General features: G+C 38.5%; 14 protein-coding genes and 1 riboswitch. Of the genes, 5 read left to right on the top strand and 9 right to left on the bottom strand.

The window, feature by feature from the left end; all coding sequences use genetic code 11:
• Positions 1-157 precede the first annotated feature (157 nt).
• The 7 genes from LDX54_RS09160 to lysA are packed head-to-tail and all read right to left on the bottom strand — an operon-like array spanning position 158 to position 7,306.
• Complete coding sequence (locus tag LDX54_RS09160) at positions 158-1,228, bottom strand: aspartate-semialdehyde dehydrogenase (RefSeq protein WP_265667329.1); 1,071 nt, start codon at positions 1,226-1,228, stop codon at positions 158-160.
• On the bottom strand, positions 1,225-2,412 hold the full coding sequence (locus LDX54_RS09165; protein WP_265667328.1) for an aminotransferase class I/II-fold pyridoxal phosphate-dependent enzyme: 1,188 nt from the start codon (positions 2,410-2,412) through the stop codon (positions 1,225-1,227). Before LDX54_RS09165 ends, LDX54_RS09160 begins: the two co-directional genes overlap by 4 nt.
• Positions 2,413-2,428: 16 nt before the next feature.
• On the bottom strand, positions 2,429-3,187 hold the full coding sequence (gene dapB, locus LDX54_RS09170; protein ID WP_265667327.1) for a 4-hydroxy-tetrahydrodipicolinate reductase: 759 nt from the start codon (positions 3,185-3,187) through the stop codon (positions 2,429-2,431).
• Positions 3,187-4,110 (bottom strand): 4-hydroxy-tetrahydrodipicolinate synthase, encoded by a 924-nt coding sequence (gene dapA / locus LDX54_RS09175; RefSeq protein WP_265667326.1) that lies wholly within the window; start codon positions 4,108-4,110, stop codon positions 3,187-3,189. Before dapA ends, dapB begins: the two co-directional genes overlap by 1 nt.
• An 18-nt stretch (positions 4,111-4,128) precedes the next feature.
• Positions 4,129-5,268 carry an N-acetyldiaminopimelate deacetylase gene (locus LDX54_RS09180; protein ID WP_265667325.1) on the bottom strand — a complete coding sequence of 380 codons (1,140 nt, stop codon included), beginning with the start codon at positions 5,266-5,268 and terminating at the stop codon, positions 4,129-4,131.
• Positions 5,269-5,272: 4 nt separating this feature from the next.
• Positions 5,273-5,983 (bottom strand): 2,3,4,5-tetrahydropyridine-2,6-dicarboxylate N-acetyltransferase, encoded by a 711-nt coding sequence (dapD, locus tag LDX54_RS09185; RefSeq protein WP_265667324.1) that lies wholly within the window; start codon positions 5,981-5,983, stop codon positions 5,273-5,275.
• 9 nt (positions 5,984-5,992) lie between these two features.
• The gene (gene lysA / locus LDX54_RS09190) at positions 5,993-7,306 is read right to left on the bottom strand and encodes a diaminopimelate decarboxylase (RefSeq protein ID WP_265667323.1); all 1,314 of its coding nucleotides are present in this window, start codon (positions 7,304-7,306) and stop codon (positions 5,993-5,995) included.
• A gap of 85 nt (positions 7,307-7,391) precedes the next feature.
• Positions 7,392-7,570, bottom strand: a riboswitch (Lysine riboswitch).
• Between the two features lie 279 nt (positions 7,571-7,849).
• On the opposite strand from lysA, the gene LDX54_RS09195 reads away from it, so the two are divergent.
• From LDX54_RS09195 to LDX54_RS09215, 5 genes are all read left to right on the top strand, one after another.
• Entirely contained in the window at positions 7,850-9,202 is a 1,353-nt protein-coding gene (locus LDX54_RS09195; protein ID WP_265667322.1) for an aspartate kinase, read from the top strand.
• Positions 9,203-9,219: 17 nt separating this feature from the next.
• Positions 9,220-10,206: a diaminopimelate epimerase gene (gene dapF / locus LDX54_RS09200; RefSeq protein WP_265667321.1), complete on the top strand. Its 987-nt coding sequence runs from the start codon at positions 9,220-9,222 to the stop codon at positions 10,204-10,206.
• A 147-nt stretch (positions 10,207-10,353) separates the two neighbouring features.
• Positions 10,354-11,250 (top strand): alpha/beta hydrolase, encoded by an 897-nt coding sequence (locus LDX54_RS09205; protein ID WP_265667320.1) that lies wholly within the window; start codon positions 10,354-10,356, stop codon positions 11,248-11,250.
• A gap of 70 nt (positions 11,251-11,320) precedes the next feature.
• Complete coding sequence (locus LDX54_RS09210; RefSeq protein WP_265667319.1) at positions 11,321-12,199, top strand: AraC family transcriptional regulator; 879 nt, start codon at positions 11,321-11,323, stop codon at positions 12,197-12,199.
• Between the two features lie 74 nt (positions 12,200-12,273).
• Positions 12,274-13,452, top strand: a complete 1,179-nt coding sequence (locus LDX54_RS09215; RefSeq protein WP_265667318.1) for an MFS transporter — start codon at positions 12,274-12,276, stop codon at positions 13,450-13,452.
• Between the two features lie 80 nt (positions 13,453-13,532).
• On the opposite strand, the gene LDX54_RS09220 is transcribed toward LDX54_RS09215, so the two are convergent.
• Positions 13,533-14,936 (bottom strand): APC family permease, encoded by a 1,404-nt coding sequence (locus LDX54_RS09220; protein ID WP_265667317.1) that lies wholly within the window; start codon positions 14,934-14,936, stop codon positions 13,533-13,535.
• Between the two features lie 9 nt (positions 14,937-14,945).
• Positions 14,946-15,674, bottom strand: coding sequence for a gamma-glutamyl-gamma-aminobutyrate hydrolase family protein (locus LDX54_RS09225; protein WP_110446799.1), 729 nt, complete (start codon positions 15,672-15,674; stop codon positions 14,946-14,948).
• Positions 15,675-15,763: the final 89 nt, after the last annotated feature.

Genomic DNA, 15,763 nt, shown 5'->3' on the forward strand with positions numbered 1-15,763 from the left:
CAATGTCAGTATAAAATAGCGCTTTCATAACCTCCATGGATTTTTTATCGTTTAAAATTGCAAAAAAATAGTAGGAAGTCAGCTTAAAAGTAATCAAATAAACCAAGCTTATATTATTTATACAAACTTGGTTTATTTCATTTAATTAAATATAGAACTAACTATTTTTTGGCACACGCACTAAATTATCTCTCACTAAACATTCAGCAATTTCTACTGTATTGCTGGCAGCACCCCTTAATAAGTTATCAGCCACTACCCACATATTAAATGCACCAGAATTTTCTTGATCTGGGCGAATACGCCCCACGAAAGTCTCTTTTTTACCAGCTGCTAAAAGTGGTTGGGGATAAATCTGATTTTCAGGGTCATCCTGTAACACAAGTCCAGGAGTTTTCACAATTTCCTGCTTTATTTCTGCAGTTGTTGCAGTTTCGTCTTGCAACACAAAATAAACCGTTTCGCCATGACCAATTTCAACCGGTACCCGGACACAAGTAGCAGTGACTTTAATCTTCTTTGAATCCTGATCATTAAACAAAATCTTTTTGGTTTCATGAATCATTTTCCATTCTTCGTGCGTGTAGCCATCATCTTCAAAAACATCAATTTGCGGTAACAAGTTAAACGCCAGAGGATAATGCTTTTTAGCAGATGCGGTTGGCAGAATTTTAGCTGCTGTCTTTTGCTTATTTAACCTGTCCTGAGCTTGCTGCAGCAGCTCCGCCCAAGCTGCTTTACCAGCACCCGAGACGGCTTGATAAGTTGAAACAATAATTTGCTTAATTCCCCATTTAACGTGCAGCGGATAAAGCGCAGCTACCATCTGAATGGTCGAGCAATTAGGATTAGCAATGATGCCATGATGATTAACTAATTGTTCATCATTAACTCCAGGAACAATTAAGGGCACCTCATCAGCCATACGAAAAGCACTAGTATTGTCCACACATACCGCTCCTCTTTTGACAGCTTCAGGCAATAATTTTTGTGACACCGCACCACCTGCAGATGATAAAACTAAGTCGACCCCCTTAAATGAATCAGGTTGTGCTTCTTCTACTGTGATTGCTTGATTTTTAAATTTTAGTTTTTTACCTGCTGACCGTTTAGAAGCTAGTAGCTTGATTTGTTTGACAGGAATTTTAGACTTTTCTAGTTCACTAATTAACCGCTGACCTACTGCACCTGTGGCACCAAGAATTGCAACTGCGTATTTTCTCATCAATTTTCACCTTTTTCTGCTAAAAACTGTTGGATGCGGTTCATAGCCGTATGCAAGTTTTCATCGCTGGCAGCGTATGAAAAACGAATATAGCCTTCACCGCCAGGACCAAAAGCATTTCCGGGCGTGCCCCCGACTTTAGCCTTGTGAGCTAAGTCCAGTGCAAAGGCCTCATCGTCTTGACCATAACTTGCTGGTATTTTGGCAAAAACATAGAATGCCCCTTCACTGGCATGGGTTTCAAGGCCCATATTGTTTAGCGCACTAACAATATAGTCCCGCCTTTTTTGATAAATTGGCCGGGCCTTTGCTGGATCCTGATCACCATTTTCCAAGGCCTCAGTGGCTGCCGCTTGTGCAGGATTAGATGGAGCTGTAACCAGAAATGCGTGCATCTTTGCAATTAAACTAATTAAAGCAGCTGGTCCTGTTACATAGCCTAAACGGTAACCGGTCATCGCGTGCGACTTGGACAAGCCATTAATTAACAAAGTACGTTCGGGTAAATAACGCGCAAGCGAAATATGATTAAAGTCATACGTTAATTCACTATAAATTTCATCAGAAATAACATAAAGATGATGCTTTTTAATAATCGGTGCGATTTGCTCTAAAACAGAGCTGGGACATTCTCTGCCGGTGGGATTAGTAGGATAGTTAAATAAAATCGCTTTAGCATGAGGGTGCTCACTTAACGTCTTTTCCAGCGCCTGCGGAGTTAACACGAAATTTGTATCTGCCGTATTGATGGCAACTAATTCAGCTTTAGTGTATTGAATTAGCGGAAAATAAAGAGCATAGGATGGCGTAGGCACAATAATTTCATCACCTGGTTGAAATAGTGCCAACATGGTTGCAGCTATGGCCTCTGTCGCACCGACCGTGACAATAATTTCGCTTTCAGGATCATAGGTTAAACCTTGCTTGCGCTTTAAATAATTGCTGATAGCCTGACGCAATCTGGGTGTTCCTTTTTGAGCCGAGTAATGCGAATCATTATCTAATATACTTTGGGCTGCAGCTTTTTTGACATGTTCAGGTGTATTTAAATCAGGTTCTCCTAAAGTTAACTTGATTAAATCAGGAATATCGTCAACTTTTTGGGCAAAAGCACGGATACCAGAAGGTGGAATTTTTGCCAATGGAGTATGAATAATTGAAGTTAAATCAGTAGCTAATTGGGGCATTTCGTTCTCCTTGTAATTACAAAATCTGGTCTAAACCGACCACTAAATCTGTTAAATCCATTACTCGGCTCAAGGCTACTTTAACGCCCTGCATAAATGAAGAACGGGAAAATGAATCTTGTCTAATAGTTAAAGCTTCGCCAGGGCCGCCAAAAAGCACCTGCTCATGAGCTATATAGCCAGGTAAACGAACGGAGTGAACAGGAACTCCATCATAATCGGCACCGCGAGCTTGAGAATCATTCTCAGTTTGTGAACAATTTTCTGGATTGCGGTTTTCTGCAATTAATTTAGCAGTCGCAATAGCCGTAGCACTAGGGGCATCCCTTTTATCAGCATGATGCATTTCAATGACTTCAGCATCAGGAAAGTACCGCGCAGCCTCTTGCGCAAACTTCATTAATAAGACGGCCGATAAGCCAAAGTTAGGAGCAATAAGGCCACCAATTTTCTCTTTTTTTGCCAGTTCTTGTAGCTGTTTTGTTTGTTCAGAAGTTAAACCACTTGTTCCCACAATTGGGTGCATATGATGCTTTAAAGCAAACTTAGTATTTTCATAAACTGCTTGTGGAGTCGTAAAATCAATCCAAACATCAGCAGCAATATCGACCATTGCTAAATTATCAAACCGCTTAACGTCAGGCTTGAAATCTGAACTCTCAGATGCAGTAGGTGCCAAAACTGCTACCAATTGACAGTCAGGTAACTTTTCAACCAATTGGACAGTTTGCCTGCCCATGGATCCTGTGGCACCAGCTATTAAAATTTTCTTCATTAATCTACTCCTAGTTCTAGTGGCAATTCATGCAATAATGCTGCTTCACTTAAACCTAAATGAAGAGCTAATTGCCGCTTTTCTGTCTCATTTAAAGCTACAAGCGGTAACCGGCAACCACCAGCAGGTAAACCCTGAGCGTTTAAAACTGCCTTAATCGGTGAAGGTGAGGGGTACATAAATAAGGCTTGCATTTTCGGCATTAGTTGCCTTTGCAATTTACCCGCTGCAGCAATTTTTCCCTGATCTAAGTCATCATACATTTCCCGCATAGCTAAGCCATAAATATGAGAAGCTACGGAGATCACGCCTTTTGCACCTAAAACTTTAGCCGTTAAAGATTGCAGGTCTTCACCTGTATACACCAAAAAATCATTGGCTGCATGTTCAACAATATATTCCAAATCTTCTAAGTCTGAGCATTGCTTAACACCAGCAATTTTTGGATTATGCGATAACTCAACCAAAGTTTCTTTGCTAATCTTAATTCCTGTTCGCCCCGGAATATTATAAATAATGATTGGTACCGGCGAATTTTCAGCCACCTTTTCAAAATGGGCTGTAATTCCCCTTTGATCCGGCTTGTTATAGTAAGGTGCTACTACCAGTGCCATATCAATACCGGGAATTTGTCCTACTTCTTGTGTAAATGCAACTGTCTGTGCAGTATTATTGCTGCCAGTACCGGCAACCACTGGCACACGTCCAGCAATAATTTGAGCGAATTTAGTGTATAATTCAATCTTTTCGTCATGGGTCATTGTTGCTGTTTCACCAGTAGTACCGCCAATGACGAAACCATTGCTGCCTGTGTTGAGTAAATGCTCAGTTAATTTTTTCAGGCCAGGATAGTCAACTTTATCTTCCTTATTAAAGGGCGTAATTAGCGCGGTCATTAAATCTGCCTTGTCAAAATTAGTCATGTTTTTTCTCCTTTTGAGCTACATGTGACTCTTTAAAAAACCTACCATTGCTTTAATTCCTATTACTATAGCTTCTTCGTGCGGATTAAATGTTGCAGAATGAAGTTGGGAATTATCATTTACGCCCAGCCAAAACATGGTACCGGGAATTTGCGCTAGTAAATAGCCAAAGTCCTCTCCAGTCATAGCTGGTTGCATCTCTTGGTAATTAATTTGAGCATTTTCCTTCATATATTTAATGAACTCACTTGTGATTTGCGGATCATTTTCTACTGGCCAATAGCCGCCTTGATTAAGCTGCAAATCAACCTTAGCATTATAGCTGTGTGCTATTCCTTGAGTTATCTCGCGCAGACGCTGATCAATTTTTTCAATCATTTTTTGGGTTAATCCGCGAATGGTTCCTTCTAAATGAGCATGACCGGCAATCGCATTTCTAACTGTTCCAGCCCTAACTTTTCCTATTGTAATAACACCACCTGCAATGGGATCAATACTGCGCGAAATAATTGTTTGAATTTGCTCTATTAACGCAGCTGCAGCCACTACCATATCGTTAGCTTGCTGCGGATACGCCGCATGTCCATCCTTACCAGATAAATCAATATTGATTTCAGTTGTACCTGCAAATAAAGTCCCTAAGCGGCAGCCAATTGTACCGGTAGGTAAATCTGGAGTATCGTGCAAAGCAAAGAATTCATCTGGGCGCCATTTACCAGTAAAAATTCCTGCCTCATAAGCTTTTTTCCCGCCACTCTCACTTTCTTCAGCTGGCTGGAAAAAGAACAGCAAATTGTCTTGCGGTTGGTGATCGCAAAAATAATCTAGAATTCCCAAGGCTACTGTCATGTGGATATCGTGACCACAAGCATGCATTTGACCTTGATTGTGGGAAGCAAACGGCAGGCCGGTCTGTTCTTGAACTGGCAAGCCATCTATATCTGCACGATAACCAATCGTTTTTTGCGGTTTTTTCCCACTAACTCTAACTAAAATAGCTGTAGGCAGTTCAGAACATGTGCGAGTTTCAATGTATTTTTGATTAAAATTACCGATAACTTGCAAGAGATATTTTTGTGTTTGGTATTCGTGCAGAGCTAATTCTGGAATCTGATGCAAGTCACGCCGAATTTTAATTAGTTGCGCGGAAGTTAACATTAATTCACAGCTTTCTTAATCCCGGCTCAATTCCTGTCTTAGAAGCCGTTTTTTGATCACGCATTTTAATAATTTTTGCCGGTACTCCGGCAACGACACTGTTTGCAGGTACATCCTTAGTTACTACTGCTCCAGCAGCTACTACCGCATGGTCACCTACTTGAACTCCTTCTAAAACCACTGCATTGGCGCCAATTAAAACATCCTTGCCAATTTTCACAGGTTGTGCCGAAGCCGGTTCGACAACTCCGGCAATCACCGCGCCTGCTCCTATATGGCTGTTCGCACCAACAATTGCTCGGCCTCCTAAAACAGCGTTCATGTCAATCATGGCATTTTCGCCTATTTCTGCTCCAATATTAACGACAGCCCCCATCATGATCACCGCATTTTTGCCTATTTCAACGTTTTCACGAATTAGGGCACCCGGTTCAATTCTGGCAGAAATATTTTTCAAATCTAGCAACGGAATGGCAGAATTACGACTAACATTTTCCACTTGGTAATCAGCAAATTTGTCAGAGTTTTTTGCTATAAAAGGCCCCAAGACTTGCCAGTCTCCCAAAACGACCCCAGTATGATTTTCAATAAACGTTTTGCAGTCTGCTGGCCAGTTTAACTGAGACAAATTTCCTTTGACATAAACTTTAACTGGTGTTTTTTTGGTTGAATTAGCAATAAAATTAATGATTTCGGTTGCCGTCATTTTTTTCATATTTATAATTTATCCTTCCATTTGATAAAAACGATCATGACTAACTAGATCCGCATAAGTTTCACGTGTAACTACTTCTTGTGCTTGCCCATTTTCTGCAAAAACAACAGCTGGCCTGGGAACACGATTATAATTAGCTGCCATACTATAGCCGTAAGCACCAGTCGCTAAAACTGCAATTACGTCACCCGGTCTACTTTTAGGCAATGCCAATTTGTCAATAATAATATCGCCTGATTCACAATAACGTCCCGCAAGTCTAACCGTTTCTACTGGGTCTGCATGTGGCTTTTCTGCTAATACTGCCTCATATTGAGCTTGATAAAGTGCCGGTCTGATATTGTCACCCATACCGCCATCGACTGCCACATAAGGCAGCAGTCCCGGCACTTCCTTACGAGTACCAATTGTGTATAAGCTATAGCCGGCCTCACCGACAATCGACCGTCCTGGTTCAATCCAGATAGCTGGCATTTTTAAGTGGCTGGCTTGCACACACTTTTTAACTTTCTGCACTATTTGACTGACGAAGGTTTGAGCAGTTACTGGATGATCCTGCTTGGTATACCTGATACCGAAACCGCCTCCCAAATTTAACACCTGAGGTTGATAGTCATATTTTTGTTTCCAATCGTTCACTAACTTCATCAACTTCTCTACTTCAAGTTTAAAGCCCTCAGCTGCCAAAATTTGCGAACCGATATGTGCATGCAGTCCAATTAATTCCATTTGTGGGTTAGCTCTAACTTGCAAAAACGCCTGCTCAGCCTGACCCGACCGAATGTCAAAGCCAAATTTGCTGTCCTCTTGACCGGTTTGGTCATATTCATGTGTATGAGCAGAGACCCCTGGAGTTACTCTCAACATTACCTGCACGCGAGTATTAGTTTGGTTTAAAATCCTTTTTAACAGTTTAATCTCAGTAAAATTATCTAAAATAATCACGCCCACATGGTTTTGGACAGCCATTAACAACTCATCTGGGGTTTTATTATTACCGTGAAAACTGATTTTTGCCGCAGGAAAACCGGCTTTAAGTGCAGTAAATAATTCTCCGCCGGAAACAACGTCAATATGCCCTCCCAGTTTATTAATTACCTGGTAAATTGCAATTGTGGCAAATGCCTTACTAGCATAACTAATGGCATAATTTATCTGCTCTTTTTCAAAAGCATTTTGGAAAGCCTGAAATTGCCGTTTGATTTTCTGGACGTCATAAACAACTAAGGGGGTACCAAACTTTTTTGCCAGTTCCAAAGCGTCTACTCCCCCAATTATCAAATGACCCTGGGTATTAGTTTGATAATAATCATTAGCAGTCATTTAAGTCTCTCCCTTTTTGTTAAATAAAAAAGGCTCTTTTGTTGTACCTAACAAAAGAGTCCTTCAAGTTATTATCTGGTATCAATTTTGTCGATAGCGCTCCGCGAACATAAAATTGCGACAGTCCGTAACCTGTTTGATTACGTCCCAGCTTATTAATTACCGCAATAATTAATGCTTCGGCAACCGCCCCTTTGACTAGTTTCTTAGTTTTTGCAGAAACTCCACCAGCTACTTTTGTTGGTTGCAACCTCTTCGATTTATTAAAATATTATTATTAATTAATATGATTGTCAACCATTTTCACTGACAATTGCTTTTTAATTTTTTAAATAAAAATCTTGTTTTTAAAATTTATTTATTTTTTATCTTGTAAAATGCTATTAGCACCAACATTTTCAGCTCAAATTTTAATGCAATAATGTTACGCAAAACAGCTTCTTTAGTGAATAGCAGCTTTCTTTTGCAGTTGAAGATTAAAATTTTAATGTTAAAATCCAATACTAATTACTTAAATTAAATTTAATTGTGAAAGGTATTAACATGAAAGTTGTTAAATTTGGTGGTAGTTCTCTAGCAGACGGAGAACAATTTCAAAAAGTTTTAAAAATTATTAATGCTGATCCAGCACGTAAAGTGATCGTGACTTCTGCTCCCGGCAAAAGGTCTAAAAACGACACTAAAGTAACAGATCTATTAATTACATATGCAGAAAATGTTCTTAATAACCAAGATTACAGTGCAACGGTAAAAGCGATTTGGACCAGGTATCAGGATATCGCGACCTACTTTCAAATATCTGGGCAATTAGTAAAGCCTTTGTTACAGGAATTACTCAATCTGCCCCAAATTTCTTATCCAAACACAGATTTTTTAATGGCGGGGTTTAAAGCACATGGTGAAAAACTTAGTGCACAGCTTTTAACTTTAGTTCTGCAAAAGCACCAGATAGCCGCTCGCTTTTTGGATCCCGCAGAAGCCGGCTTTATGGTTACTAATAATGCTAACGATACTCAAGTTCTACCAGAAACTTACGAAAATTTACAAAAATGGGCACAAACTGCAGATTTACTAGTCGTGCCCGGCTTTTATGGCATTACACAAGATGGCTTAATAGCAACTTTTTCTCGCGGAGGCTCAGATATTACTGGAGCAATTTGGGCCCGGGGAATTAAAGCAGATTTATATGAAAACTTTACGGATGTAGATGCAATCTATGCAGCTGACCCCAGAATTGTTGCGCATCCCTGTGCCATTAAGGTTATGACATACCGTGAGCTGCGGGAGTTGTCATATGCAGGTTTTTCTGTTTTTCATGATGAAGCCATTATTCCCGCTATTGAAGGTCGGATTCCCGTAAACGTCAAAAACACTAATCATCCGGAACTGCCTGGAACAATGATTGTTCCACAAAATAGTTTTACCCCGCAAAGTACCATTACAGGTGTGGCAAGTTCTGGACATTTTGCCGCATTATATTTACATAAATATTTACTAAATAAAGAAGTGGGATTTACACTTAAATTACTACAAATATTCTATAAATTTAATATATCATATGAACATATGCCATCAGGAATTGATGATTTGACTGTTATTTTTGATAAAAAACAATTTGATAAACAAATTCGTCAGCAAATGTGTCTTGCAATTCAGAAAGAACTTCAACCTGACCAATTAGAATGGATCGATGATTATGCCATCATTATGGTGGTTGGAGAAGGGATGCGCAACAAGATTGGTGTAATGAAAAATATCACTCTGCCTTTAGCAGAAAAGCATATTGCCATTCATATGATTAACCAGGGTGCTTCACGCATTTCAATCATGCTAGGCACCAAAAAGGCAGACGCAGCTGCCGCTGTTAAAGAAATTTATCACCAGTTTTTTAATTAATTTAAGGAGAAATTTTCATGATACAACTACAAAAAGTTCACGGCTCACAGAATAAGTTTTTTCTACTTGATCAAACTCAATTTCAAACACCGTTATCTAAGGGAGAATTAGTCAACTTGACGCAACAGATAACTAAGCCGGAAAGAGGCTTACTTAATGGTGCTGATGGTTTACTAGTAGTCAGCAATTCAGACCATGCGCAAACTCTAGGAAAAATGGAAGTTGTCAATGCTGACGGTTCTTTTGCTTCCATGTGTGGTAACGGGCTAAGGACAGTAGGCCGTTATTTAGCACAAAAATATCATAAAGAAACATTTAAAGTTGAAACTATGCAAAACGATTTACGTGTCAGCTGTCAGCCAGATTGGGCTCAAAAAGTTAAGGCAGTCAGTGTTGAAATCAGTCCTGTCAGTTTTGCAGCTGCGGCTCTGCCCTTTACTAATCTAGGCTATTCTGAATTAAATAATCAAGAAGTGCCGGAACTGGCACCAGAATTGAAGTTTTCAGCAGTTGCTGTCCCTAACCCCCACTTGATCAGCTTTGTTTCAGATGATATTTTCAAAAGCGACTTATTAGCAAAATTAGGCGCAAAACTAAATCAGAAAAATCCATTTTTCCCGGATGGAGTAAATGTTAGTTTTGCTCAAGTTTTGAGTGCGCATCATCTATTTGTACGCACTTTTGAGCGAGGTGTAGGCTTCACCAATGCCTGTGGTACAGCCATGTCAGCTGCAAGTTTAATTTACGCTTTGACCTGTCAGTCAATGAATCTGTTTGACAAACTACTGACTGTTTCTAATCCTGGCGGCTTTGTTCAAACTAAAGTTCATCACAGTGATCATAGCTATTGGATAGAGTTGATCGGAAATGCTACGGTTACTCATTATATTGACACTACAGAAAGTGAATTACACCAGAAGCATCCCAACTTTAATAACTTTCAGGTTACGCCCACTATGGAAAATGAGGCATATCATAAATTTATGGCGACACATAACCAGTAAAAGGATATTTTTTATCTAAGCATGTACTAAAATAAAAATTAAGCTGCTCAATCGCCACTTTGAAGTGACTTTATAGCCTTTCTTTTTCATAATAGTGAAGTAAAATATACTTGATAAAGCGATTTCACAAAAAGGAGTACTGTAAAAATGGCAGAACCAGATTATCAAAAATTAGTTCAAGAAATGCGTAGCGAATTTAAAAAAGGTGATGACCAACGTGATGAAGGGTTGCCAACACAAATTCCCGAAGTAGAAAGATGCGATAATATACCGTATGGTGACGATCCTAAGTATCAGATACTTGATGTGTACTTACCACAGAAAAGAACTAATGACAAACTACCGGTTATCGTCAATATCCACGGTGGCGGTTGGGTATATGGCACTAAGGAAACATACCAGTTCTATTGTTTAGCCCTTGCCAAAGCAGGCTTTGCAGTAGTTAACGCCAATTACCGGTTAGCACCTGATGTTGTATATCCGGGCGAGTTAGATGATATTAATCGGGTATTTCATTGGGTAGCCGAAAAAGAAAATGCCGCTAAATATCAGTTTGACCTAGACAATGTCTTTATAGTTGGAGACAGTGCTGGTGGGCAAATGGGTGAACAAATTTTAGCAGTTTACACCAACAATGAATACCGTAAATATTTCGGCTATTCTGTACCTAACCTAACTATTAAAGCAGCGGCTTTAAACTGTGGAGCTTACTTCTTAACAGAGATTAATTCAATTGCCGGTGCACCCGAAGCTTATTTCAGACCTGAAATTCAAATGGATAAACATGATGAACTAAATGTAGAGCAATTCCTAACACCGGCTTTGCCACCCCTGTTTATCATGACTTCTACTGATGATTTTCTGCGTGATAATGCCTACATGCTTTCAGGCTATCTCCATGCTAAAAACATTTACCATGAACTCCATTTTTATGGTGATAATGACCATCGTCGGGGACACGTTTTCCACGTTAACCAAAAAGACGATTTAGCCAAGCAGTGTAATGAAGATGAATTAAACTTTTTCCGCAAATATCTCAATTAAATAATATCTACCAAAACTGGTTGAACTAGTATAATTTAGTTCGACCATTTTTAGTAAAGGAGAAAATATCATGGCACGTGATAAGCATGAGTTAGTGCAATTAGATGAACTTCCTGTTTTTATCAAGGTTCATCAATACCCGGGCTCTTCAGAAGTACCTCCTCACTGGCATCAAAGTATTGAGCTGAGTTTTACACTAAGAGGAAAAATTGACCATTTTATTATTGGTGGGGTAGATCATGAAACGCATCCTGGCGAAGTTCTAATAATTAATACCCAAGTTGTTCATAGCGTGCGCAATCTTAACAGCTCTAAAAATGATCTGGCTTTATCCCTGCTTTTTCCTTATCCCTTAGTATTACAAATGTTTCCTGAAATGGACCATTATCAATTTGAATTGCAGCCCCTTGCAAAATTAAGTTTAGAGCAAGTAGAGCAATATCATTATTTACAAACTTTATTGAGTAAAATTATTGCCATAAAATCTGCACCAGCTAAAGCTTTTAAAAATCTGGACTTAACTATTCTTAGCTATCAAGTTTTAAATATTCTACTCAAATACTTTTTAAAACAACGAGATAATAAGGGCCAAATATCACGTAACTTAATTATTACCGAACATTTGCGCCATGCTCTAGATTATATTCAAAATCATTACCAAGAGCCAATTACACCCCAAAACATTGCGGACAGCTGCCACTTATCACGACAATATCTGCAACGAATTTTTCATCAAAATATGGGAACTACTATCGGTAAATATCTTAGGAATTTCCGGGCACAAAAAGCATATCAAGACTTATGTCATACTGCTATGACTCTCACAGCAATAGCAATGAAAAACGGCTTTAGTGGTATCCGCTCTTTAAATAGAGCAATGGTTGATTATTATGGCCAAACTAGTATGCAAATCAGAAAAAGTTCCTCAGCGCCAGATCAAAGCTACTGAAAGCGTTATTTTAACTGTTAAAAGAGAGTAATATATTATTAAAACTAGTATTAAATAAAAAAGAGGCAATTAATATGAAAAAATTTAATCCAAAATCTGGATTATTTAAATGTGCTTTATTATCAATATCATTAATGCTAATGATAGCACCACAAATTTCTTCAGTACTGCCGTTGATGTACTCATCATTTCCGCAAGTTTCACGGGCTGCCGTAGAAACATTAAGCACAATTCCTAATATTGGAATTGTTGTAGGTCTGATTATAAGTCCCTTTTTAATAAAACTGATCGGAACCAAGCCAACGGTTATTACTGGTTTAGCAATTGCTTTACTGGCAGGCACATACCCAATGTACGCAGCAAGTTATACACCAATTTTAATTTCCCGTTTTCTTTTAGGAGCCGGAATTGGTCTCTTTAATTCATTAGCTGTTAGTCTGCTGTCCAAATTCTATCAGGGCAACGAACTATCAACCATGCTTGGTTTTCAAAACTCAATGGGTAGTGTAGGTGCTGCTGTATTTTCATTTTGTGTTGGTCTCTTAGCCGTTATGGGTTGGCATGCAACTTTTGCAATCTACTTAGTAGCACTGCCAGTCATGGTATTATTCGGCTTAGTAGTGTCATTACCAAATGAAAAAAGTAAGGTAACTGATACTGAAAATTCACCAGTTAAAGAGGAAAATAAGATCAACGGCAGCGTCGTGGAAATTTCTCTTATTATGTTCTTCATGTACGTCTTCTTTATGCCAATGACTTTTAAACTACCACAATTAGCCACTACGCAAAAAATCGCCAACGTTAGTCAAATTGCTTTTGTTTCTAGTGTAGCAACTCTGGTTGGGATACCTGTCGGAATGTGTTATGGCTATTTGAAAAAGAAACTCCAAGATTTAATTTTACCTATAGGTTTGTTGCTGCAAGTCGTTGGACTATTGGCTCTTGCCTATGCTGCTAATTTACCAGTATTGGTTATTGCTGTTATTGTCTTAGGCACTGGGTTTGGTCTGTCAGTTCCTTATATTTTTAACTGGCTAGATGAAGCAGCTCCGCGAAATTCGGTCAACTTTGCTACGACGATTACTTTAGTGCTCGTAAATGTTGGTTGTGCCGCTTCACCGACGATTATAGACTGGTTAGGCAGCCATTTAGGCAATGGTTCACCTCGTGCCGATATGACAATGGCTGGAGCTGGTATGATTATTTTGTTCTGCTACAGCTTGATCCACTATTTTAAGGTAAGAAAGCACTAGAAAATAACTAAATATAAAAAGAGTTGACGTGATTTTTTCACGGCCAACTCTTTTTTTATATGTTAATTTATCCTTGCAAACTATTGCCGCTGGTTTCTTTCTTTTCTAGAGAACCAAAACATAAATAGTGGTAAAATGATGAACCCAAAGATCATCATGAAAATTGCATACCAATTAACACCAACGACTTTACCATTCTCAATAATACCAAATTGTGCTTGCCAGTTATATTTAACCAGCAAAAAGATTACTAAAACTATTGACAATATTGGTACAAATATATCAGTTATGACATTCTTAGGAGCCGGTAAAATTGGTTGCTTATTTTTACCATAGTAAAAGCAAATTACTGCCAGCGGAACAATGATAAAGCCTAAAAATCTGACCATAGCACTCAATGTAATCAAGTTAGTCATGTTATATTGAAAAGCCAAAGGTACTAAAATTGCTAATGCTTCAGAAATAAAAAATGTTTTAATAGGAAAATTATTTTTAGTTCTTTTGGTTAAAGTAGCTGGCAATTGATGTTCGCGTGCCATTGCTTCCAAAATACGTGGCGCATTAAAGCTAGAGGCAACATTTATTCCCAGCATAGAAATAAGCGCACCAACTAAAATTACATCCCGCAATACTTCATTTTTAAAAATTGCACTGACTGCTACCACTTGTTTAGTTGTCATCAGCGCCTTAGGATCTAGCACCATCGCTACGGCCACTACCCCAATATAAATAGCGGCGATAACTAAAATTGCTAGTGGAATAGCCTTTGGTAAGTTTTTTTCTGGCTCTTGCATGTCTTCTGAACCAGAGGCAACTGATTCAAAACCTGTAAAAGCATAGAACGCTGAAACAACGGCCATCACGAGTCCTGTAGTAGTTAAAGTTGGTACTATTCTTTGTCCGTTTTGCGTTATTTGGTCAACAGATGACAAACTATGTGTGGCTCCAGTGGTAATAAGTAAAACAACACCCGCCACAATAATTAAAATTAATGCAGCTAATTTACCTGCTGTAGCCATGTTCATAACAAGTTTCACAAACTTTTGTCCAAATAAGTTAATTACAGTAACTACTACCATTAAGATAATAAAACCAATAGTAACATTTAAAAATTTATCTGGATTGCCACCAAAAATAGAAATAGTCGATTTGATTACACCAACAGCCATTACTCCCCAGGCAACACTAGCAGAAAAGTAACGCAAAATGCCAACGTAAAAACCAACGTTATCACCAAAAGCAGCTTTAGAATAGGCATAAGAGGCACCAGACTTGGTGACATATTTAGCGGCTGCTGAAAATGAAATGGCTAAGACTGAGGCAAAAATTGCAGCAATGAAGTAGACAATTAAAGCTTTACTCCCTGCCTGACTAACTACACTACCAGGTGTTAAAAAGATACCTGAACCAATAATTGAGTTAATAGCTAAAAGAACAATCGACCAAAAGCCAAGTTTGTCTCCTGCGTTTTTGTTTTGAGTCATATTTACTCCCTACTTGGCATTTTCAACCACAAATTTAAATAAATTATTCATATACTTAGTATTAGGATTGTTATGTAGCATTTCTGGGTGCCATTGAATCGCCAAAACAGTACCCTGTTTATTTTCAAGCCCTTCCGGGACGCCATCGCTTGCATCTGCAACTTCAAGTAAATCTGGCGCTATGTCTTTAATTAATTGGTGGTGAAAAGAATTAACCATACACTCCGTCTTACCTAATGTTTTAGCCAACAAGCTGTTTTCCTTAATTGTTACTTTATGAGTAGGTAAATCAGGTGTATGACCTTGTTCGTGTTTTAGAGTTTGCTCTGAGCGATAACTAATATCCTGGTAGAGACTGCCGCCATGTGCTACGTTAATAATTTGTGCCCCACGACAAACTCCCAGAACAGGTTTATTAGTTTCTTCAGCAATTTTTAATAAAAGCATGTCAAAGTGATCTCTCTGAGGCCAAATGGGACCAATCTTAGGCATTAATTCTTCACCATATAAGTGCGGATCAACATCATGTCCACCAGATAAAATCAGTCCTTGAACGTGAGCCATTTGGCTTTTAATAACTTCATCATCTTCAGTAAAAGGAATTATAAAGGGAATTCCGCCATTTTTAACAACAGAATCCACATAATCCTCATTAACATAACTACGTCTGTATCCTGGAAACATTCCAGCAGAATCAATCATTTCAGATCCTGCAATGCCAATAATTGGTTTTGTCATTTTTCCTCCTTAATTAAACTTATACTACTAGTTATTAACATTATAATAGTTATTAGTAATTTGCGTGTATCTTTTGTTCTTATATATTT

Source organism: Lactobacillus sp. IBH004 (assembly GCF_026185255.2).
In the GTDB taxonomy this organism is placed as follows: Bacteria; Bacillota; Bacilli; order Lactobacillales; family Lactobacillaceae; genus Lactobacillus; species Lactobacillus melliventris.